We start from the raw sequence: 19,913 nt of genomic DNA, 5'->3' as shown, positions 1-19,913 counted from the left end.
TATCCTTAGTGAGCCGCGATAGACGCTTGTGGAATCTGTGCGTCAATGAATTTTTTGTTAATCACTGTTTTGTAAACGTTGTAAGCCATCAACAACATACCGCTGAGGTAGCACACACCGCCCAACAAACGAATGACATAGAAAGGATAGGTAGCTTTAACGGACTCAACGAAGCTATAAGTCAATGTACCGTCTGGCTCAAATGCTCTCCACATTAAACCTTGCATTACACCTGCAATCCACATAGCAGCAATGTAAATCACCACACCGATAGTTGCGATCCAGAAATGCAGTTCCACTAACTTAGTGCTGTACATATCTCTCTGACCAACTAAACGTGGAATGAGGTAGTACAAGGAGCCAATCGTAATCATCGCAACCCAGCCTAATGCACCAGAGTGCACGTGACCGATAGTCCAATCTGTGTAATGTGACAAGCTGTTTACTGTCTTGATCGACATCATGGAACCTTCGAAGGTAGACATACCGTAGAAGGACAACGCTACTACCAAGAATTTCAGGATAGGATCACGACGTAATTTATACCAAGCACCTGACAGAGTCATGATGCCGTTGATCATGCCGCCCCATGATGGCGCCAACAAAATCAATGAGAACACCATACCTAAGGACTGAGTCCAATCAGGAAGTGAGGTGTGTTGTAAATGGTGAGGACCAGCCCACATATACGTAAAGTTCAAAGCCCAGAAGTGGACGATAGACAAACGATAAGAGTAGATTGGACGCTCAGCCTGCTTAGGAATGAAGTAATACATCATGCCCAAGAAGCTAGTAGTCAAGAAGAAGCCTACAGCGTTATGACCATACCACCACTGAATCATCGCATCTTGTGCACCAGCATATGCAGAGTAAGACTTAAAGAGACTTGCTGGCATTTCAATGTTATTAACGATATGCAATACCGCAATCGTCAAAATATAAGCACCGAAGAACCAGTTAGATACATAGATGTGTTTCGTCTTACGCTTCAGAAGCGTTCCAAAGAACACGACTGCATAAGCTACCCACACTACAGTGATTAGTAAATCAATTGGCCACTCTAATTCTGCGTATTCTTTTGAAGTGGTGATACCCAATGGCAATGTGATGGCTGCAGAAACAATGACTGCCTGCCAACCCCAAAAGGTAAATGCCGCTAATTTGTCACAGAACAAACGTACTTGACACGTGCGCTGCACGATGTAGTACGAAGTAGCAAAGAGCGCAGATCCACCAAAAGCAAAAATCACCGCATTGGTATGCAATGGACGCAAACGACCATAGCTAAGCCAAGGAATATTAAAAGTGATTTCCGGCCAGATGAGCTGAGCGGCGAGGATGACCCCCACGAGCATGCCAACAATTCCCCAAAGTACAGTAACAATGGCAAATTGGCTGACTACCTTGTAATTGAAGGTATCTTGATTACTCCCCACGGTAATTCCCATGGTTTCTCCTTTTTTGTGACCAAACAACGACATAATCCAAATAGACTGAATTGATTATCAAAGTAAGGCCCTAAGGCGGATTTGATCTATATCAAAAAGGGAGGGTCAAAATGAGGCCTGATGCATTATGTAAACCCGAACCCATTTAAACCTATATTCTGTATGGCTATTTTTGAGAGTGTTCACTAACTTTATGAGACGATGGAGTGTCATCATCCATCAAGATAGACTGCCCTGGACCATCTAAGTCGTCGAATTGGCCGCTCTTTACGGACCAATGCAAAATCCAGGCCAGTAAACCAACGAGCACCAGAGATAAAGGAATGAGCAAAAATAAACTTTCCATCCCTACAGTCTAAGCCTTTCGTAATCTCCACGCGTTTAAGGTGACTGCTAGCGAAGATAAGGACATGCCGATGCCAGCGACCCAAGGATTGACCCAACCCATCATCGCCGCCGGAATAGCCAGCAAGTTATAGACCAAAGCCCACAGTAAGTTCTCTTTAATAATGGTCGCCGTCTTGTCCGCTAACAGCAAAGTCTTGGCAAGCGGCTCTAAAGACACTGCCGTCAAAATAGCATCCGCACCAGCTGCAGCTAAAGGAGCGCCCGCACCAACTGCAATGGACACATCTGCACGCGCCAATAATGGTGCGTCATTAACACCATCGCCAATCGCCCAAACAAAGCGTCCGGTCTTTTGCAATCGCTCGATGTAGTCATATTTATCTTCTGGAGTACATGCACCTGCATAACTAGCTATACCAACATGATTTGCCCACCAGGCAACGGTTGCGGGATCATCACCTGAGACCAGATGTACAGCAATATTTCTGCGCTTGCAGGCATTTAATAAATCTTTCAATCCACTTCTTGGAGTGTCTAAGAAAACAAAGCTGGCAATCAAACCTGCATCATCTGCTAAATGCACTTGACCATATTGACCCGCTTGCGCATGCGCTTGAATGCCAAGCCATGTTGCACTACCCAGACGATAAACGCCTGAGCTCAAGCCCTTGCCCAATAGGTTTATCACCGGATCAGATAAATGCGGAATGCTGATGCCATCACCCTGTGCTGCGCGCATTAATGAAAGTGCTAGCGGATGCTTTTGCCCGGCTTCCATTGCTACAGCAAGCGCTAAGGCATCCTCGGAGCAAAAGTCTGCTCGAATCTTGACGATCTCTTGTAGCTCTGGCTGACCCATGGTGAGCGTTCCGGTTTTATCTAGCACCAAATCATTTGCTTTAACTAAACCCTCCATCACATGCCCGCGTAAGATCAATAAACCGAGTTTCGTGACGGCGCCTTGAGCCGCTGCCATCGCCGTCGGCACCGCAAGTGATAAGGCACAAGGACAACTAGCTACCAGCACAGAAACCAATACAGTCCATGCACGACTTGGATCAAAGTAGAGCCAAATTGCTGATGATGCAAAGGCAGCAAGCAATAAAAATGCGACAAAGTAAGCAGCCCATTTTTCTGCAAGACTAACCATGACTGGTTTTGCCAATAACGCTTGATCTAATAAAGAAGCAATCCCCGCAATCCGCGTAGATTGCCCCACTGCTTCAATTCTCATGAGTAAGGGATTGAGAATATTGTGTGTTCCGGCATAAACCCGATCGCCTACTTTTTTCTCAACTGGTTTTGATTCGCCAGTCAATAAAGATTCATCTAGTGCGCTGGCATTTTCAATCAGAATGCCGTCAGCTGGAATGACTTCGCCGGGAGAAACGCGTAACACCTCTCCAGGACTACAATTCACTACAGGGACTAATGCGACTGCTTGTGAATTTGGGTAATCCATTAAGCGCTCACAAGTCGCCGGCAATTGCTTTGCCAATGCTTCAGCACCGCCTTGCGCATCTTGCCTTGCCAATAACTCCACGTAACGTGCCGCTAAGATAAATGCAACAAACATCGTAATAGAATCAAAATAACTTTGACCCGATCCTGTCACTAAATTAATAGTGCCCGCAATAAATGCCAGCGCCAATGCAAGCGCAATGGGAACATCCATTCCCAACATATGCGTTTGCTTAAAAGACTGTGCACTTCGCCAAGCCGCCTGAAATATCGGTCCAGCGGAATACACCATGACAGGCACAGTTAATGCCCAACTAGTCCAGCCTAATAACAAATCGTATTCGGCGGTAATGTCATTAGCACCAACATAAGAGGGCCACGCATACATCATGACCTGCATCATTCCGAGCAATGCAACACCCAATCGAGTAAGGAGCTGCCTTCTTTCTTTTTTAGCACGATCTAAAGATAAGGATGGTTCAAAAGGCCATGCCTCATACCCGACTCTCTCAATTTCAAATAACAATCTTGCTAAGCTCGTTTGGTCTGGAGAAAAGCGCACAATCACTTTTTGAGTGACGTAATTGATTTGCACATCCTTTACTCCAGGAATGCGTCGCAGATGTTGCTCGCATAACCAAACGCAAGCAGCACAACGAATCTTTTCTAGACGTAGGGTAGTTTCTAAATCTCCAGCATCTCCATACGGACGAGTAAATCGTCCACGCAGAGAAAGATCATCATAAGGTTTAAGTTTTTCTGGAATTTCATTGGAAGCAAGATACGCTGCAGGTCTTTCACAGGACTGCGCCCTTCTTGCATAAAACACTTCCAGACCTTCACCATGAATGGTTTGGGCAATCGCCATACATCCTGGACAGCAAAATGGGCGGATGACCCCGCCCAACTCTGCCTCAATGAGTTCATCAGGAAGAATGGTGCTAGAACAGTGATAACAGGTGAGACGCTGGTTCATCAGTTAGCTTTACTACCCCAGCCATTGCGGCGCTCATAAATTACAAATAGCACACCCCAAACAACTACAGAGGCATAAGCCCATACCCAGGAAGCCTGGGAAGAGCGGGAGCCTGAAATATCCAAAACAAAGCCAAAAATAGCTGGGCCTAATAAGCCGCCGCCAAAACCCATTAAGGAATGTAAGCCCATTGCTGCGCCTTTGATATTTTCTTTTGCACTAATGACCAATCCCGCGGTCAAGGTAGAAGAGTCTGCCATGATGAAGATGGCATGCCCTGCAGCTAAAGCAAAAATGAGCCACCATGATTGGCCGGTAGATCTTGCCAATGCAATCCCCATGACTGCACTTGTAATCATCACAATGCATACCCATTTTTGTCGCCCAATTCGTAGTGCAATTTCATTTCCTAAGATTGATGAAGGCACCCCAAAGAAATTAATCACACCAGCTAAAGTAGTTGCAGCCAAAAAGAAAGTTTCGCCAGTCGCTGCCGTACATATTGCAAAGAAGGCCACAATCCAACTTCTAGATGCAAACAACTCTAATGAGTGTGCGGTATAGCCAAAGATAAATCCAGAGGCATTTTTATCTTGCAAGACGAGTTTCCATTTATCTACTGGAAAAAGATCATGCAGTCGAATACTGATCGGCCCCTTCCACTTCTCATGTTGCAGTGGGGGCATGAGCAATAAGACAATCAGAAATGCACTAAAGGGACCGAGAGCAATAATGCCAAAGACGTAGTGCCACCCCAGTCCATTGAGAATCCAACCGGAGCAAAGGTAGGAGAAGCCAGTGCCAATTCCAAAAAAGGCTGTATAGAAAGCAATATGCCTGGTGAGCTCGCCCGTCTGAATACGATCAGACAAAATTTTGAGTCCCGGCATGTAGGTACCAGCGAGTCCAGCGCCATTAATGGCCATAAATATCAGGGCAGTCCAAAAATTAAAAGCAAAAAATGCCATCCCCAACAGTCCACAAGTTGCAGAGAGTCCGCCAATGAGATACACCTTGCGAGCATCTACTCGATCAGTTAGGGCAGTGGCTAAAGGAACCGCCAACATATAGCCAAAGAAAAAAGCGCTGGCAATTAAACCGGATTGCAAATTGGATAGATGCCACTCCTCTTGCAAGGTGGTTAAAACAACGGCATAACAAGCAAAGCCCAATAAAGCACAGGTTTGTGCCATGAGCATAAGTGGGGTGTAGCCAGCTGATCGGAAGCGCATAAAGACTCAGTAAAAACGTGAACTTATTCTACTCGCCCACGTCCTGAAGACCCGCTACACTATGAAAAACAAGCTGGAGACACTATGAAAACCAAACCCCCTTTACGTCGCATTACCCTTCTCTGCTCTGGCTTATTGCTGGCGCTAACGAGTACGCTTGTGATAGCGGATAACTACCCCTCAAAGCCCATTAAGGCAATTGTTCCTTTTGCTGCTGGAAGTGCTACCGATCAAATTGGTCGTGCCTTTGCAGCCAAAATGGCAGAGTCCTTAGGACAACCCGTAGTGATCGAGAATCGCCCCGGCGCAAACGGGATGATCGGTGCTGATCAGGTTGCCAAATCTCCAGCCGATGGATACACCCTACTCTTTGGCACCAATAGCACTAATGCAGCTCTCAAAAGCCTAGTGAAGAATCTTCCCTATAACCAAGATACGGCCTTTACGCCAATTGGCTACTTTGGTTCAGTGCCACTCATTGTTGCAATCAACAATGATGTACCTGCTAAATCACTCAATGGTTTTGTTTCACTTGCCAAGGCTGATCCAGGAAAAATGACCTTTGCTTATGCTAGTACGTCTCAGCGCGTTTCTTCAGAAATGCTTGCCAATGTTGCTGGCATCAAAATGACAGGGGTTTCCTATAAGAGTGGTCCTAATGCAATGACCGATTTGATTGGTGGCCAAGTCAATATGTTTACTTCGGACTTTGCCGTTAGCTTGCCTCAAGTACAGGCTGGGAAAATTCGCGGACTTGCAGTGACATCACTGAAGCGCTCACCCGCAATCCCAGAGTTACCGACCGTTAATGAAGCACTAGGAATTAAGGGCTATGAATTGATTGCCTTTTTTGCCGCCTTTGGACCAGCAGGCATGCCTAAGGAAACTGTCTTGAAGCTCAATAAAGCCATCAATGACGCCGCTAAATCAAAAGACTTGGTTGAACGTTTTTCTGCGATGGGCTTTGAGTCACAACCAGGCACTCCAGAAGCATTAGGTCAGAAAATTAGATTAGAAACTGTGAAGTGGGCAAAAGCGATTAAAGAAGCTGGGATGGAGCCAGAGTAATTTACTCTGCTTTATTGCTGACTGCGATTCGGTGAGTCCTGAAAACCGCTAGATCGATAAGTCAGCACGAGAGTGTCGCGATAGCCATAGTCTCCTGAGGGCTGTATTGGAGTAGATTCATGAATCATCTTCTCGTCATTCATCAGCAATACAGACCAAGGTTGCGTGAGTGTGAAACGTAAACCAGCCGAACCTTGAGCATCAAAGATTCTGGTTTCGCCGCCTTTAATGCCCACACGATCCAATAAGAAAACTGCGACAAAATCTACGCCATCGCGATGTGCACCCTCAGGCGTTGGTCGCCCGATGCCATCCGTAGTATCAATCCGAAATTGGTGGGCCTCTATGAACCAGGTATTGACTGGTTTTAAACCGTTCAGTAATTGACCTAATCCCAGCAGCAAGGATTGCCATACAGGATTACCGATCAACTGACTCTGCATCGGCTCAAACCAACGCTCGATGCCACCATGCAATGCGTTGTAGTTAAGCGATTGCCAATGCGCACGATGCGGAACCAAGGACAACGCATCCCCCTTCATCTCATAACTCGCATGACGACGAAAGCGATAGCGTCCACCATCCTTTAAGTAAGGATCACGAGGTAAACCTTCCCAATATTGAGATAAGTCCTCTAAACCAGATAAAGGAATATGAGCAAGCTCTGCAACCGTTTCTGCCGAAGCCACCACATATCCATTGGTACGCAGGGACTCAGCAAGCTCTTTTGTCTGCGTTAAAGGCGGCGTTAATGGCAAGATTGTCATGAACTCATTTTATGGCAATGCTGAAAAATAGTTTTTTCAGTCTAATTGGGCACCAGAGACCTTAACAATCCTCACCCACTTGGCCAACTCATCCTTTAGCAAAGCAGGTAGTTTTGACGGGGGCACAGGATTAAGATCCAAACCTTGGGCAGCCAGCTTATCTCTGACATCTGGTCTAGCCATCACCTTATCCATGGCAGCTTGGGTTTTCTTAATCACATCAGCACTCACACCTACCGGTGCAAAGATCGCTACCCATACTTCCCCTACACAATCGGGATAGGTTTCTGCAATCGTTGGAATGTCTGGTGCAGCACTAGAGCGCTTAGCCGAGCTAATCGCAATCGCCTGTAATTTCCCTGCTTTGATGTAATTCAAAGCTGAAGGTAGGCTTGCAAATGCCAAAGGCACTTGACCGCCAAGAACATCATTGATTGCTGGCGCAACCCCTTTATAGGGAATATGTTGCATCTCAATCCCCGCGCTGGTATTGAGCATCGCCCCAAGCAAATGACTAATGGTGCCGTTACCGGCTGAGGCATAAGCAAGCTCACCAGGTCTTTTCTTAGCAGCTGCAACGACATCCGCCAAGGTCTTATATGGAGAGCCTGGTGGAGAGACAAGAACATAAGGTGTCGCACCAATGTAATACAGTGGTACAAAATCATTAATGGGATCAAAGCCGGGATTCTTATAAAGCGCAGGATTAATCGCTTGAGCACTATTGATTGTTAGCAATAAGGTGTAACCATCTTTGGCCGAACGTGCCACACCTTGTGTGCCAATATTCCCGCCAGCACCTGGCTTATTTTCTACTACGACTGAAGCGCCGATTGCCTCACCAAACGCAGGTGCTACTAAGCGGGCTACGATATCGTTAGTGCCCCCAGCAGTTTGTGGCACCACTAAAGAAATCGGTTTATTAGGATAAGACTGGGACTGCGCTGCTAGTGGCAATGCAAGCAATCCCAATACTGCGACTAATGCGTAGTGGTGTAGATTTTTGATCATTATTGCCTTGTTATTTAATGTGATTTAAGCGGTTACGCACATCTCCAACGTGCCCCTTTAAGTCATATAACTCTTTGGCATCTAACCTGGATACCTTGATATTACCCACCCGTTTCTCAATGGAATCCAAATCCTTAAAGTTCTTTTCTCTCATATCGGGATTCAGTGCATTTTTCTCAATCACCTTGAGCTCTTCATAGACCCGAGCAAGCTTTAGTTTGAGCAGTAAATTAGTAGCGGCTGGAAGATAGGTGAAAAAAGGAATCAGAATGACCAAAAGAGGAATCACGATCTTCATAAAACGACCTACCCATACAGCCGTCCAGAAAGGCAGATTACGATGCAAAAATGAAGGGCCATCCTTGAGATAGATTTCAGCATCGACCTGCAATGGAAAGTCCAAGCCAACATTCGAAGGAAACTCGCCTATTTTTTGCAAGCGAGAATAGGATTTCAAAATGTCGTAAGACGCGCCCAATATCAGCGACACCATCGCAGGGTTAATATTGTTATGAGCTACCAAAGTTGCTGTTGGTGCAAGCACCTGTATATCCTGACGCGGCAAGTCATATTCAATACTCAATAAGCCCCTGGGAACGCTGACCTTTGAGAGATATGGAAAATTACGCGCATAGGCATCCGCCTGATCAAAATTCATTAAGCGAATACCAGGAATCGTATAAAACTTTTCTAAGACGGGTGCTTCTGCTGCAGCCACAATAAATGCTGCATCTAGCTCACCGCTAATAAGATTCTTAATCGCTTCATCGGGTTTTAATTTTTGAGCTTGAATGGCATTGTCAGGAATCCCACTTGCCTTTAGCAGCGTCTGACTTAAGGCCAAGGTACCACTACCCTCGTTACCAATCGAGACATGCTTACCTTTTAATTGACTCAGCACTCGTAATTGACCGCCCTCATTTTTAAAAGCAGATTCGCGATACCAAACCCATACCGGCTCATAAAACATTCCAGCAATAGAAACTAAATTGGGATAATTTTTAGTATCGGCGACACCACCCTGAACCATTGCAAAGTCGATGCCAGATTTGGGATCGCTCAGCAAGGCTAGGTTGTCTGAGGTTCCGCCGGTTGCTTTTACTTGGAGCGCTACACCTTCTTGGCTCAATTCAGACTTTAGACGTTCGCCAAACTGGTAATACAAACCTGTAGGAAACCCAGTCGCCATCTCGATGGTCTTGGGCGGAGGTGGAACCAAAATCCACAAAACCCCAAAAAGGATGGCTAAGAGTGTGCAAAAACCAAGAGCAATAGCCCAAGGGTTATATAGGTATTTTTTTAAGGAGCGCATCGTATTCTCTATTCTTTTTTGCATTATGCCCCGACCCTAGAAATTGCTAAAAGAATCAAAACGAATTAAATAAATCGAGATAAGATGAGGTTTTAGACCCTCTAGAGAACACCATGAATCAAGCAAAAGTAGCCCTAGTGACCGGTGCCGGTACTGGTATTGGCAAAGCGGTCGCAAAAGCCCTCCTTAAAGGCGGATTTCATGTGGTACTGACTGGACGCAACCTGGAGAGGCTTCAAAAGGCCGTCTTAGATATTGGCGGCAACGATGAGAGCTGCCTCGCAGTTTCTTGTGATGTCGGCAAACCTGAAGAGGTCAAAGGCTTATTTGCAGCCCTGAAAAATAAATTCGGTCGTATTGATGTGCTCTTTAATAATGCAGGAATGGGTGCTCCTGCCATCCCTATGGAAGACCTCACTTACGAGCAATGGATGAATGTCGTCAACGCTAATCTTTGCGGCGCATTCTTATGCTCACAAGAGGCAATCCGTATGATGAAAGCACAATCTCCGCAAGGCGGCAGAATTATTAATAACGGTTCAATTTCTGCGCACGCGCCAAGACCCATGTCTGCCCCCTACACCTCAACTAAGCACGCCATTAGCGGATTGACCAAAACGATTGCCCTCGATGGTCGCCCGTTTAATATTGCTTGCGGACAAATTGATATCGGTAATGCCGCTACTGAAATGACTGAACGTATGGCCAACGGAATATTACAAGCTGATCAATCCATCAAGATTGAGCCGCGCATGGATGTCACTCATGTGGGTGAAGCAGTGCTTCATATGGCCCAACTGCCACTAGAGAGCAATATTCTGTCGATGACCATTATGGCCACGAAGATGCCTTTTGTTGGTAGAGGCTAATCCTTAGTGTTACTGGCGAACCTGATCTATTAAGAGCTGGATATTCTCGGAACCAACTTTAACCGTTTTCACAGCAGAAATTAAATCACCTGCTTCAGGTTTTGCCATTCCCGTTCTAGAGATTCTGACCTCAATAGATGCTTCAGAAAGCTTCGATAGTGGAGCGCTAGGATTCATTGCCAGGGAGTCATTTAATACAAACTGCATCGGAAATTGTCCGGCAGGCACTCTCAATACCGCTACCGGCATCCGCTCACCCACCTGACGTGCAATCACCATCACGACATCGCCTGGCTTCACGTTAGATTTCAGCTCATTTGATAGCTCAACTTGTCCGCTAATGCCTTTACTACTGATAACTACTGGCGCCTTAGCAGCCAAACCGCCTTTAGATCGAGCCTCAGCAATCGATCCCTCGATTGCTCGTGATTCATCAGAGTTTGGCGGCAATTGTGCTGCAAGCTTTTCCCAAGTCTGCACAGCCGCTTTATAGTTAGCCGCGCTAAACGAAGCAGTGCCTGACAGCCAAAGCGCCATCAAGTTATTAGGGTCAAGTTTTAGGGCTTGATTGATTAAGAGCAATGGCTTTCCAGCAAAGCTGCCATTGGCATTGCTAGCTAAAACATCCGCATAGTCAGCCAATAATTGCGGATCGGTATCTACAAAATTACCTGCACGAGCATACGCCTTAGCCGCGTCTTCATTGCGCCCCAAAATACGATAGGAGCGCGCCAACATCGCCCAGCCCTTCAGATTGCCTGGATCTTTTTCCATCTTGAGGGCAAATTCAGAAACCATCTTCTCAACATTCTCTTGAGTAATAGGCTTCTCATTATTTTTCTGAGCTACTCGATAGACATCGCCCAGGGAAAAATACAAACCAGACGATAGCAGCACAATAAAAATACAAAGGCTAATGGCAGTTTTTTTCGTTGAACCTAAACGGGATTGATCGTCTTCTTCATTCGTATCTTGAAAGAGACGCTGACGCATCTCAGCATGGGATATCTCGTAGTCTGCAGAATTGATCAAACCTGCGACCCGCTCTGCCTCTAATTTATCCAACTCCTCGCGATAAATTGCAGCATTCATCTGCCGACGCGAAGTAGCCTGCGTTTTACCTGGAAATAAAAATGGACGCAACAGTAACACTAGTACCAGCACCAGCAATAGAAAGGCTGCGATGAAAAAACTAGTCATTGAAGATCTCTTTTCTCTTGATTGAGCAGAGCATCAATCTTTTGATTGTCCGCCTCTGAAAGCGCTGTACTTGGCATTGCTTGATTTCTACGACGGAGATATCTCAGCAAACCCACTATCCCAATGACCAAAATGACAAACGGTCCAATCCAAAGTAACCAGGTAATAGGTTTGACCGGCGGACGATAAAGCACAAAATCACCATAGCGCTCAACCATAAAGGTCCTAATTTGATCATCACTTTTTCCCTCTTGGATGAGAGTACGAATTTCTCTGCGCAAGTCATTTGCCAAATCAGAGCGGGATCCAGCTAAAGATTCGTTCTGACATACCAAGCAACGCATCTCCTCGGAAATGCTAATGAGTCGCTGCTCAATAACAGGATCATCTGCGAGCGGAGCTGCATCCTTCGCAAAAGATGCGTTTAAGCAAAGACAAGCAAACAGAATCCCCAGCAGTGATTTCATGATTTTTTAAGCTCACTCACTAAAGGGTAGATCTTCTGACTTAAGAGTTCGGTGGTGATGGGGCCAATATGCTTGAAGCGAATCACGCCTGCCTTATCAATGATGTAAGTCTCTGGCACACCGTATACACCGTAGTCAATACCGACACGACCATTTCCATCAAATGCGGATAAGGTATAGGGATTGCCTTGTCTACTCAACATGGCCAAAGCATCTTCCCGCTTGTCTTTGTAGTCCAAACCAATCACTGGGGCAATTTGGGATTTTGCTAGCTCTACGAGCACAGGATGCTCTTCACGACAGGCAACACACCATGAAGCCCAGACATTCAATATCCAAACTTGGCCTTTCATACTGGCTGGTGAAAAGATTTTATTGGGTTGCTCTAATTGAGCGATCTCAAAAGCTGGTGCTGGCTTATTAATCAGTGGTGATGGCACTTCGTGCGGGTCGCGATTCAAACCAATCGCCAGAAAGACCACCAGAATAATAAAGATCACCAGAGGAATTAAAAACTTGGCCTTCATGATGCTTGTCTCTTAAGCTTCATGCGATATCGTTTATCAGAGATCGCCAAGATGCCTCCCAAAGCCATCAATAAACAACCACCCCAAATCCAGTCTACAAAAGGCTTGTAGTAAACCCGAACCGCCCAAGACTTATCTTCCAACTCTTCACCTAGAGAGACGTAAATATCCCGCGTCAATCCAACGTCGATCGCCGCCTCCGTCATTGGCATGGTTGAAGAGAAGTAACTACGCTTTTCTGGATACAGCATGGTTGGGCTTGCACCATTCTTGCTGAGTACAAAGATGCCTCGCATTGCATCATAGTTAGGGCCTGGGACAGCTTTCACACCCTCTAATTGAATTTGATAGCCGCCAACTTGAACAGTCTCGCCAGCCGACATTCGAACATCTTTTTCTTCTTGATAGGCGCCAACCATAGTCACGCCGATCACGAATACCGCAATACCTAAATGCGCAACCTGCATTCCAATAAAAGAACGGGTTGGTTTACCCGCTTTCGCTTGCCGAATAATTTGTAAGCAGCCGGAGCCTATGACCCAGAATGCTAATAGGAAACCAACACTAGCTAACCAAGTGAACTCGCCCATGATCAAAGGAATAGCAATACCTGCCAGCACAGCAATCAAACCTGCAATCCACAAACGCTTCACAACAGCTATCAGATCTGTGTTTTTCCAGTTAGCCCATGGACCAATACCCATCAAGACCAATAAAGGAATCATGATGGGAACAAAAACGCTATTGAAGTAAGGAGGCCCAACCGAAATCTTCCCTAAGTGAAGAGCATCGATTAGCAAAGGATATAAGGTGCCAAGTAATACTGAGCCAGCCGAAACCACCAAGAAGACATTTCCTAGCAAGATGAGAGTCTCGCGTGAACTCAAACTAAACTTGCCACCCATAGTGCTCTTGGGAGCGCGCCAAGCATAGAGGGTTAAAGATGATCCAACCACAAGAGACAAGAAGATCAAAATAAAAATACCGCGCTTAGGATCAGTTGCAAATGCGTGCACTGAGGTGAGCACCCCAGAGCGAACCAAGAAAGTTCCTAGAAGCGATAAAGAAAATGCGGTGATCGCTAGCAACACAGTCCAGCTTTTAAAACCACCACGCTTCTCAGTAACCGCTAAAGAATGAAGTAGCGCTGTACCTACTAACCAAGGAATGAAGGAAGCATTCTCTACTGGATCCCAAAACCACCAGCCTCCCCAACCAAGCTCGTAATAGGCCCACCAAGATCCGAGCGCAATACCTAAAGTTAAAAAGATCCATGCAGCAGTTGTCCAAGGGCGTGACCAGCGCGCCCATGCGGCATCTAATCTTCCAGATAACAGGGATGCGATTGCAAAAGCAAAAGCGACAGAGAAACCAACATAGCCCATGTACAACATCGGCGGGTGAAATACCAATCCCGGATCTTGTAACAAAGGATTCAGAGAGCGTCCGTCTGGAGCGGCTGGAAGCAATCTCGTAAACGGATTAGAAGTGGACAGAACGAATAAGAGCAAACCACTGCTGACCAATCCCAAAACACCAATCACACGCGCCACCATGAATTCATCGAGTGCCTTGGAGAGTTGGGCAACCAAAATAGTCCAAGTACTTAGTAAAAAAATCCACAGCAAGAGTGAACCTTCATGGCCACCCCAAACGGCACCCAAACGATAAACAACAGGCAATTGGGAATTGGAGTGCTCAGCTACGTAGAGTACAGAAAAATCATTGACGTAAAAACTCCATGCCAAACAGATAAACGCAATCAAGAGCAAAAGAAAAACGGTTTGCGCAGCGGGCCGCGCTAGCATTAACCATTCACGCCGACCTTGATGTGCACCGAGGAGGGGTAATACGCCCTGAATGATTGCAATACAAAGCGCCAGTACTAATGCGTAATGCCCAAATTCAGGAATCATTTAGTACTTCCATTTTTTTGAGCTTGCTCCAAGGCATGCTTTGCCTCTGGAGGCATATAGTTTTCATCATGCTTAGCAAGCACTTCACTGGCAATGAACTGACCATCAGCTTCGAGTCGCCCTTGAATCACTGCACCTTTACCCTCTTTGAATAAATCTGGGAGGATGCCGGTATAGGCTACAGAAATATCTTTCACTAAATCAGTAATCACAAAGTGCACTGTTAAACCATCCCGTTTTAAGGAACCATCTTTTACCATCCCACCGATGCGGAATGCTTGTCCACGTGGCGCCTTACCTGCAGCAACTTCACTTGGGGTAACGTATAAAGCGATGTTGCTATTGAGCGCATTGAGAATCAACATCGCGGCGATTCCAATCACTGCTAATGCAGCAACAATTAATAAGGCACGCTTATATCTAGGCTTCACTGACCACTTTCTTTATCAAACTGCTCTGCTAATAATTGTTGATGCAACCTACGTATCACCGCCTGATTACGCGCTCGAATCACGAGCGGCTCCAACAATAAAACCAGTGCACACATGCCAAAACTACTCCATACATAGAGTGCGTATCCACCCATAGCGAAGAATTCTGAAGGACTATTCCACATTAGCGTTTTACCCCATTCAATTGTCGCACCCAATCTGTATGAGATTCGCGCTCAAGAATGAGCGTTCTGACGCGCATCAAGCCTACTGCAATGGAGTACATCCAAAAACACAATGACATTAATAACATACCCCAGAGCATGGTCTGTGCCATCGCCGGAGCCTTTGTTAGGGAAACGGACGCACCTTGATGTAAGGTATTCCACCATTTCACTGAGAAATAAATAATAGGTACATTGACAGCACCTACCAAAGCCAGAATCGCTCCGGCTTTATCTGCACGACGGGGATTATCAATAGAAGCTTGGAGTGCAATGAACCCCAAATACAGAAACAACAAAATCAGCTCTGAGGTGAGGCGTGCATCCCACACCCACCAAGCACCCCACATGGGTTTTCCCCAAAAGGCACCAGTCCACAAAGATAGAAATGCCATCCACGCACCCACGGGAGCTAAAGCTTGAGCCATCATGGCAGAAAGGCGGGTATTAAAAATTAAACCGAGCCCCGCCCATGCTGCCATAACAAGATAGATGAACATCGACATCCATGATGCAGGCACATGAATAAAAATAATGCGATAGCCCTGACCCTGCACTGCATCGACAGGGGCGACAAAAAAACTAATCCATAAACCTGCAATACCAAATGCTGCAGCAAGCACCCAAAAAATTGGGATAAGCTTTCCAGCTACTGGATAGAAAGTACTCGGGCTAGATAACTTAAACCAGTTAATCAAGCGGTTATTAGAAAAAGAGGAATTATTTTGCTTACTCATTCAATCGCAATCTTTAGGGCAGCGGCGCTCACCCAAGGTACAAATGCTAAAGCCAAAATCAATAAGGCGCTCAAGAGTGAAAAATGCCCTGTGATATCCAATCCCACGCTATTGGCATAAACCGCTCCAGCGCCAAAAATTAGCACAGGAATATAGAGCGGCAAGATCAATAAACTCATCAATACGCTGCCGCCTCGAACACCTAAGGTTAGTGCGGCGCCAATGGAGCCCAGCAAGGATAGTACTGGCGTTCCCAGCAGAAGGGTTCCCATCAGAACATAGAGCGAGCTCGCATCCAAGTCAAACTGAATACCAATAATGGGCGCTATTAAGACCAAAGGTAAACCGCACACCAACCAATGGGCCACAATCTTCCCGGCAACTAATACCACTAGCGGCTGTGGGGATAAGACCAACTGTTCCAAGGCGCTATCCAGATAATCTGCCGCAAACATTCTTTGCAAACCTAATAGCGTTGAAAGTAATGCGGCCACCCACAAAACACCTGGCGCAATCTTCCGCAGCAGGGCCGCATCTGCGCCGATACCCAGTGGAAATAAACTGGTTACCACCACAAAGAAGAAAAGCGCTGTCAGCACCTCGCTCTTACGGCGCATCACTAACAGTAGATCTCGATGAATGATTGCTAAGAAGGCGCTCATAACTCCAACACCTTCATATTCGGAATATCTATCTCCTGATGACTCGTTAAAATCACCAAGCCACCGCCCTCTAAGTGCTCAATAATTAAAGCTTGTAAAGCATGGATGGCATTCACATCAAGAGCATTAAATGGCTCATCCAATATCCACAACCTGGCTTGACGTGTAAGCATGCGCGCCATCAAGACGCGACGCTTTTGACCTGCGGACAAACAACTCACTGGCAAATGTTCTCGACCACGCAATCCAAAGCGCCATAAAGAAGACAGCGCCTGCTCCTGGGAAAGGACAACGTCATCAATTGCTGCATACATTTCTAGATTTTCTAAAGCAGTGAGATCCTCTTTTAAGGCATCACGATGACCAAGAAATAATAGTTGGCGGTGATACTGCGCAGGCTCCACAGCAATCGCCTGCTGTTTCCAAAAAATCTCGCCTGACTCAGGCTTTGATAAACCGGTTAAGAGACGTAATAAACTGGTTTTACCCACCCCATTCTCGCCCCGCACATGCAAACACTCGCCCGCATGTACCACCAAATCCAGACCAGTAAATAACTGTCGCTCACCCCGCACACAGCTCAGTGCGCGCGCTTGAAGTACATCATTCGATGTATTGGAGGTCTGTGAAAGAGTGGCTGTCATGAAATATCGTAGGCTTGAATCAAACCACTACAGGCATTGTCCAAGACCCCATGAAGTGTGTCAAACCAACGGGAATCGCAAAAAGATGAATTTTATCTTTAAATTCATGAGTTTATAGAATTATAAGGGGTCTTAAGGACAATAAAAAACCACCCGAAGGTGGTCTTTTATTCAATTACGTGACTAATTACTCTTAGTCTTTATGAGCAGCCTCAATCGCAATCATGATTGTGACGTCATCACCTACATTAGGTGCATATTTGCCCATGTTGAATTCGGTACGCTTGACTAAGGCCTCGGCATTTGCGCCACAATAATCGGCGCCAGTCATTGGGTGCTTTTTGCACTCAAAATGCGTGATCTTCAAAGTCACAGGTTTGCTAACGCCCTTAAGTGTCAGCACACCCTTCAATGCTACCGGCTTTTCGCCTTTAAAAATCATATCGTTTGACTGAAAAGTAGCAGTAGGAAATTGAGTGGTAGCTAAAAAATCCTCGCCCTGAATATGACCATTAAAAAACGTGGATCCAGTATCAACAGACTTAGTATCAATTGTGATGTCAGCGCTGCCTTTTTTTGCAGCTTGATCCAAAGTCACTGTACCAGCTACATTATTAAAACGACTGGTTTGTTTTGAGAATCCCAAATGATTATATTCAAACTGGGCAAAGGTATGATTGGCATCAGTTGTGTAAGTAACTGGCGCTGCAAATGCAGCTGCACTCAAACCAATAGTGGCAAGTAAAGCGATAAGTAATTTAGATTTCATGTATTTCTCCGTTAAAAAATTATTTTTGATTTAAAACTAAGTGAACTTTGACAGGGACCTCATTTGCAACAGCATTGGTATCTGACCAGTTGCCTGCACCTAAACCATATTCCAATCTCAATATTTGAAATCCAGAATCAAAAACGATTTGTTTGCCTTGCTGCTGATAATTTGCCGTCATGGTTAGTGGCATCGCCTTTCCTTTGATTGCCAGTACACCATGAATCTCAAGGCGACCAGCGCCAAGGCTCTTTACCGAATCAGTCACAAAAGTAGCGTTTGGAAAAAGCTTGGTATTGAACCAATCCTTACCTTTAGCCTCCTCTTGCAAGTCGTCACCTCCGGCTTTGAAGCTTGCAATCTCAATCACAAGATTTGCCTTTGCCTTTTCAGGCTCCTCGGGATTGAAATTCAACTTTCCTGAAAATTTGCCAAAAGAGCCATTAAGATTAGAACCCATCAATTTGCTACTAAAACTAATCTTACTTTGAGCGGTATCGATTACGGAATACTCGACAGCATAGACTGGGATTAGCAAAAGAGAAAGTGTAGCTAAAAGAAAACTTCTCAATATGATTCGTTGTATTTTCATTTTTAATCCCTTTTTTTACCCCGATGAAATGACATGCGAGTGAGTAAATTGTCCTTGTCAATTAATTGATGCTTCAGCGCTGCTAAAAAATGCAGTCCTACCAAGATCATTAATGTGTTTGCAAGCGTTTCATGAATCTCTTTTAGCAAATGTCCTAATGCCTTGTCCTGAGTCACTAAATCGGGCAGCTCAAATAGTCCAAAGTAATTGACCGTATAGCCTTTAGCAGAGCTCATTAACCATCCCACCACTGGAATAATGAGCATTAACAAGTACAGGGCAACATGAGTCAAGTGCATTATTTTTTCTTGCCAAAAAGGCATGGCCAGAACTAATTTTGGTGCCGGGTGAGTTGCTCGCCACAAAATACGAATCATCACCAAGAAAAAGACAGAGGTCCCAAGCCACTTATGCCAACTAATCCCAGCAATTCTGGCGGGACTGATCGGTAAGTCACTCACGGCAATGGCAATGGTCCAGGTTGCAAAAATCAACAAGGCCATTACCCAATGCAACAAGATCGCAACTGCAGAGTATCGAGCCTGATTCATTAGCCGCGTAACTGCTTCGTAATTTTTCCAATACGCTCTCCGTACAAACGAGCTGTCTCTAAGTCTCCCGCATTCACTTCATCTGCACTAGCATCTGAAGGGGTTTGCATCATCGCGCCAGCAGAGGAGCCAACGTAATTAATATCATCACGTTTAGCCGCCTTAGAGTTTGATGGCATTAAGCCAGTGCTAACCCATAAACCAGAATGTTGCATCGCTAATGTGAAGAAATAATGCAATGTAGAGTGCTTATCACCATTCATTGTTGCCGAGTTCGTAAAGCCTCCGAATACCTTATCTTTCCACTGCTGAGAAAACCATTGCTTAGAACTAGCATCAGCAAACTTTTTAAATTGCCAGCTCACAGTTCCCATGTATGTTGGTGAACCAAAAACAATCGCGTCAGCCTCATTCAGGGTTGTCCACTGAGCATCGGTAATATTGCCCTCTGCATCAATTGCCACCAAAGTACCGTTAGCACCCTTAGCAACTGCTTCCGCTTGTTTTACGGTATGGCCATAGCCACTATGAAATACCACTGCAACTTTAGTCATATCAATCTTCCTTTTAAAAACGTAGATTCAAACACGAAGTGCAACACGGTTTAAGGACTGCATAAATACTTCATTGGGGGTTTTAAATCCTAATCGTTTTCTAGGTCGGTTGTTTAAACGGTCTTGGATCATTCTAAGCTCCTTATC

The 19,913-nt window shown here is 45.5% G+C and carries 22 protein-coding genes and 1 pseudogene; 2 read left to right on the top strand and 21 right to left on the bottom strand.

What is annotated here, in order from left to right:
• Positions 1-5 precede the first annotated feature (5 nt).
• The 4 genes from ccoN to ICN47_RS04380 form a co-directional block, all read right to left on the bottom strand.
• Positions 6-1,448 carry a cytochrome-c oxidase, cbb3-type subunit I gene (gene ccoN / locus ICN47_RS04395; protein WP_216218690.1) on the bottom strand — a complete coding sequence of 481 codons (1,443 nt, stop codon included), beginning with the start codon at positions 1,446-1,448 and terminating at the stop codon, positions 6-8.
• Between the two features lie 166 nt (positions 1,449-1,614).
• Positions 1,615-1,794, bottom strand: coding sequence for a cbb3-type cytochrome oxidase assembly protein CcoS (gene ccoS / locus ICN47_RS04390; RefSeq protein ID WP_216218689.1), 180 nt, complete (start codon positions 1,792-1,794; stop codon positions 1,615-1,617).
• Between the two features lie 9 nt (positions 1,795-1,803).
• Positions 1,804-4,233 (bottom strand): heavy metal translocating P-type ATPase, encoded by a 2,430-nt coding sequence (locus tag ICN47_RS04385; protein ID WP_216218688.1) that lies wholly within the window; start codon positions 4,231-4,233, stop codon positions 1,804-1,806.
• Complete coding sequence (locus tag ICN47_RS04380) at positions 4,233-5,465, bottom strand: nitrate/nitrite transporter (RefSeq protein WP_216218687.1); 1,233 nt, start codon at positions 5,463-5,465, stop codon at positions 4,233-4,235. Before ICN47_RS04380 ends, ICN47_RS04385 begins: the two co-directional genes overlap by 1 nt.
• Positions 5,466-5,549: 84 nt before the next feature.
• Between ICN47_RS04380 and ICN47_RS04375 the strand changes: the two genes are divergently transcribed.
• The gene (locus ICN47_RS04375) at positions 5,550-6,533 is read left to right on the top strand and encodes a tripartite tricarboxylate transporter substrate binding protein (RefSeq protein WP_216218686.1); all 984 of its coding nucleotides are present in this window, start codon (positions 5,550-5,552) and stop codon (positions 6,531-6,533) included.
• Between the two features lie 11 nt (positions 6,534-6,544).
• On the opposite strand, the gene ICN47_RS04370 is transcribed toward ICN47_RS04375, so the two are convergent.
• From ICN47_RS04370 to ICN47_RS04360, 3 genes are read right to left on the bottom strand one after another with little or no spacing between them, the layout of a single operon-like run.
• Positions 6,545-7,300, bottom strand: coding sequence for a 2OG-Fe dioxygenase family protein (locus ICN47_RS04370; RefSeq protein WP_216218685.1), 756 nt, complete (start codon positions 7,298-7,300; stop codon positions 6,545-6,547).
• Between the two features lie 36 nt (positions 7,301-7,336).
• A complete protein-coding gene (locus ICN47_RS04365; protein ID WP_216218684.1) occupies positions 7,337-8,311 on the bottom strand; it encodes a tripartite tricarboxylate transporter substrate binding protein in 975 nt (324 codons plus the stop codon).
• A 10-nt stretch (positions 8,312-8,321) separates the two neighbouring features.
• Positions 8,322-9,623, bottom strand: coding sequence for a TAXI family TRAP transporter solute-binding subunit (locus ICN47_RS04360; RefSeq protein ID WP_216218683.1), 1,302 nt, complete (start codon positions 9,621-9,623; stop codon positions 8,322-8,324).
• A gap of 113 nt (positions 9,624-9,736) precedes the next feature.
• Between ICN47_RS04360 and ICN47_RS04355 the strand changes: the two genes are divergently transcribed.
• Positions 9,737-10,492, top strand: coding sequence for an SDR family oxidoreductase (locus tag ICN47_RS04355; protein WP_216218682.1), 756 nt, complete (start codon positions 9,737-9,739; stop codon positions 10,490-10,492).
• Positions 10,493-10,501: 9 nt separating this feature from the next.
• On the opposite strand, the gene ccmI is transcribed toward ICN47_RS04355, so the two are convergent.
• From ccmI to ICN47_RS12935, 14 genes and pseudogenes are all read right to left on the bottom strand, one after another.
• On the bottom strand, positions 10,502-11,692 hold the full coding sequence (ccmI, locus tag ICN47_RS04350; RefSeq protein WP_216218681.1) for a c-type cytochrome biogenesis protein CcmI: 1,191 nt from the start codon (positions 11,690-11,692) through the stop codon (positions 10,502-10,504).
• Entirely contained in the window at positions 11,689-12,159 is a 471-nt protein-coding gene (locus tag ICN47_RS04345; protein WP_216218680.1) for a cytochrome c-type biogenesis protein, read from the bottom strand. The genes ccmI and ICN47_RS04345 overlap by 4 nt, the downstream gene beginning before the upstream one ends.
• The gene (locus ICN47_RS04340) at positions 12,156-12,686 is read right to left on the bottom strand and encodes a DsbE family thiol:disulfide interchange protein (RefSeq protein ID WP_216218679.1); all 531 of its coding nucleotides are present in this window, start codon (positions 12,684-12,686) and stop codon (positions 12,156-12,158) included. The genes ICN47_RS04345 and ICN47_RS04340 overlap by 4 nt, the downstream gene beginning before the upstream one ends.
• The gene (locus ICN47_RS04335; protein ID WP_216218678.1) at positions 12,683-14,602 is read right to left on the bottom strand and encodes a heme lyase CcmF/NrfE family subunit; all 1,920 of its coding nucleotides are present in this window, start codon (positions 14,600-14,602) and stop codon (positions 12,683-12,685) included. The genes ICN47_RS04340 and ICN47_RS04335 overlap by 4 nt, the downstream gene beginning before the upstream one ends.
• A complete protein-coding gene (gene ccmE, locus ICN47_RS04330; RefSeq protein ID WP_216218677.1) occupies positions 14,599-15,033 on the bottom strand; it encodes a cytochrome c maturation protein CcmE in 435 nt (144 codons plus the stop codon). The genes ICN47_RS04335 and ccmE overlap by 4 nt, the downstream gene beginning before the upstream one ends.
• The gene (gene ccmD, locus ICN47_RS04325) at positions 15,030-15,218 is read right to left on the bottom strand and encodes a heme exporter protein CcmD (protein WP_216218676.1); all 189 of its coding nucleotides are present in this window, start codon (positions 15,216-15,218) and stop codon (positions 15,030-15,032) included. The genes ccmE and ccmD overlap by 4 nt, the downstream gene beginning before the upstream one ends.
• The gene (locus tag ICN47_RS04320) at positions 15,218-15,994 is read right to left on the bottom strand and encodes a heme ABC transporter permease (protein ID WP_216218675.1); all 777 of its coding nucleotides are present in this window, start codon (positions 15,992-15,994) and stop codon (positions 15,218-15,220) included. The genes ccmD and ICN47_RS04320 overlap by 1 nt, the downstream gene beginning before the upstream one ends.
• A complete protein-coding gene (gene ccmB, locus ICN47_RS04315; RefSeq protein ID WP_216218674.1) occupies positions 15,991-16,656 on the bottom strand; it encodes a heme exporter protein CcmB in 666 nt (221 codons plus the stop codon). Before ccmB ends, ICN47_RS04320 begins: the two co-directional genes overlap by 4 nt.
• On the bottom strand, positions 16,653-17,300 hold the full coding sequence (gene ccmA, locus ICN47_RS04310) for a cytochrome c biogenesis heme-transporting ATPase CcmA (RefSeq protein WP_216218673.1): 648 nt from the start codon (positions 17,298-17,300) through the stop codon (positions 16,653-16,655). The genes ccmB and ccmA overlap by 4 nt, the downstream gene beginning before the upstream one ends.
• Before the next feature lie 193 nt (positions 17,301-17,493).
• The gene (locus ICN47_RS04305) at positions 17,494-18,069 is read right to left on the bottom strand and encodes a YceI family protein (RefSeq protein WP_216218672.1); all 576 of its coding nucleotides are present in this window, start codon (positions 18,067-18,069) and stop codon (positions 17,494-17,496) included.
• A gap of 19 nt (positions 18,070-18,088) precedes the next feature.
• A complete protein-coding gene (locus ICN47_RS04300) occupies positions 18,089-18,661 on the bottom strand; it encodes a YceI family protein (RefSeq protein ID WP_216218671.1) in 573 nt (190 codons plus the stop codon).
• 2 nt (positions 18,662-18,663) lie between these two features.
• Positions 18,664-19,212 (bottom strand): cytochrome b, encoded by a 549-nt coding sequence (locus ICN47_RS04295; RefSeq protein WP_216218670.1) that lies wholly within the window; start codon positions 19,210-19,212, stop codon positions 18,664-18,666.
• On the bottom strand, positions 19,212-19,766 hold the full coding sequence (locus tag ICN47_RS04290; protein ID WP_216218669.1) for a flavodoxin family protein: 555 nt from the start codon (positions 19,764-19,766) through the stop codon (positions 19,212-19,214). Before ICN47_RS04290 ends, ICN47_RS04295 begins: the two co-directional genes overlap by 1 nt.
• Positions 19,767-19,793: 27 nt before the next feature.
• Positions 19,794-19,913 (bottom strand): annotated as a pseudogene (locus ICN47_RS12935) (IS30 family transposase); the annotation flags it as partial.

The sequence above is a fragment of the Polynucleobacter sp. AP-Latsch-80-C2 genome (assembly GCF_018882185.1).
Taxonomy (GTDB): Bacteria; Pseudomonadota; Gammaproteobacteria; order Burkholderiales; family Burkholderiaceae; genus Polynucleobacter.
This window is presented reverse-complemented; position numbering and strand designations above follow the sequence as displayed.

Bases quoted from the DNA above. Each gene is read 5' to 3' on its own strand.
- ccoN (WP_216218690.1), bottom strand. From the start codon at position 1,448: ATGGGAATTACCGTGGGGAGTAATCAAGATACCTTCAATTACAAGGTA.
- ccoS (WP_216218689.1), bottom strand. From the start codon at position 1,794: ATGGAAAGTTTATTTTTGCTCATTCCTTTATCTCTGGTGCTCGTTGGT.
- ICN47_RS04385 (WP_216218688.1), bottom strand. From the start codon at position 4,233: ATGAACCAGCGTCTCACCTGTTATCACTGTTCTAGCACCATTCTTCCT.
- ICN47_RS04380 (WP_216218687.1), bottom strand. From the start codon at position 5,465: ATGCGCTTCCGATCAGCTGGCTACACCCCACTTATGCTCATGGCACAA.
- ICN47_RS04375 (WP_216218686.1), top strand. From the start codon at position 5,550: ATGAAAACCAAACCCCCTTTACGTCGCATTACCCTTCTCTGCTCTGGC.
- ICN47_RS04370 (WP_216218685.1), bottom strand. From the start codon at position 7,300: ATGACAATCTTGCCATTAACGCCGCCTTTAACGCAGACAAAAGAGCTT.
- ICN47_RS04365 (WP_216218684.1), bottom strand. From the start codon at position 8,311: ATGATCAAAAATCTACACCACTACGCATTAGTCGCAGTATTGGGATTG.
- ICN47_RS04360 (WP_216218683.1), bottom strand. From the start codon at position 9,623: ATGCGCTCCTTAAAAAAATACCTATATAACCCTTGGGCTATTGCTCTT.
- ICN47_RS04355 (WP_216218682.1), top strand. From the start codon at position 9,737: ATGAATCAAGCAAAAGTAGCCCTAGTGACCGGTGCCGGTACTGGTATT.
- ccmI (WP_216218681.1), bottom strand. From the start codon at position 11,692: ATGACTAGTTTTTTCATCGCAGCCTTTCTATTGCTGGTGCTGGTACTA.
- ICN47_RS04345 (WP_216218680.1), bottom strand. From the start codon at position 12,159: ATGAAATCACTGCTGGGGATTCTGTTTGCTTGTCTTTGCTTAAACGCA.
- ICN47_RS04340 (WP_216218679.1), bottom strand. From the start codon at position 12,686: ATGAAGGCCAAGTTTTTAATTCCTCTGGTGATCTTTATTATTCTGGTG.
- ICN47_RS04335 (WP_216218678.1), bottom strand. From the start codon at position 14,602: ATGATTCCTGAATTTGGGCATTACGCATTAGTACTGGCGCTTTGTATT.
- ccmD (WP_216218676.1), bottom strand. From the start codon at position 15,218: ATGTGGAATAGTCCTTCAGAATTCTTCGCTATGGGTGGATACGCACTC.
- ICN47_RS04320 (WP_216218675.1), bottom strand. From the start codon at position 15,994: ATGAGTAAGCAAAATAATTCCTCTTTTTCTAATAACCGCTTGATTAAC.
- ccmB (WP_216218674.1), bottom strand. From the start codon at position 16,656: ATGAGCGCCTTCTTAGCAATCATTCATCGAGATCTACTGTTAGTGATG.
- ccmA (WP_216218673.1), bottom strand. From the start codon at position 17,300: ATGACAGCCACTCTTTCACAGACCTCCAATACATCGAATGATGTACTT.
- ICN47_RS04305 (WP_216218672.1), bottom strand. From the start codon at position 18,069: ATGAAATCTAAATTACTTATCGCTTTACTTGCCACTATTGGTTTGAGT.
- ICN47_RS04300 (WP_216218671.1), bottom strand. From the start codon at position 18,661: ATGAAAATACAACGAATCATATTGAGAAGTTTTCTTTTAGCTACACTT.
- ICN47_RS04295 (WP_216218670.1), bottom strand. From the start codon at position 19,212: ATGAATCAGGCTCGATACTCTGCAGTTGCGATCTTGTTGCATTGGGTA.
- ICN47_RS04290 (WP_216218669.1), bottom strand. From the start codon at position 19,766: ATGACTAAAGTTGCAGTGGTATTTCATAGTGGCTATGGCCATACCGTA.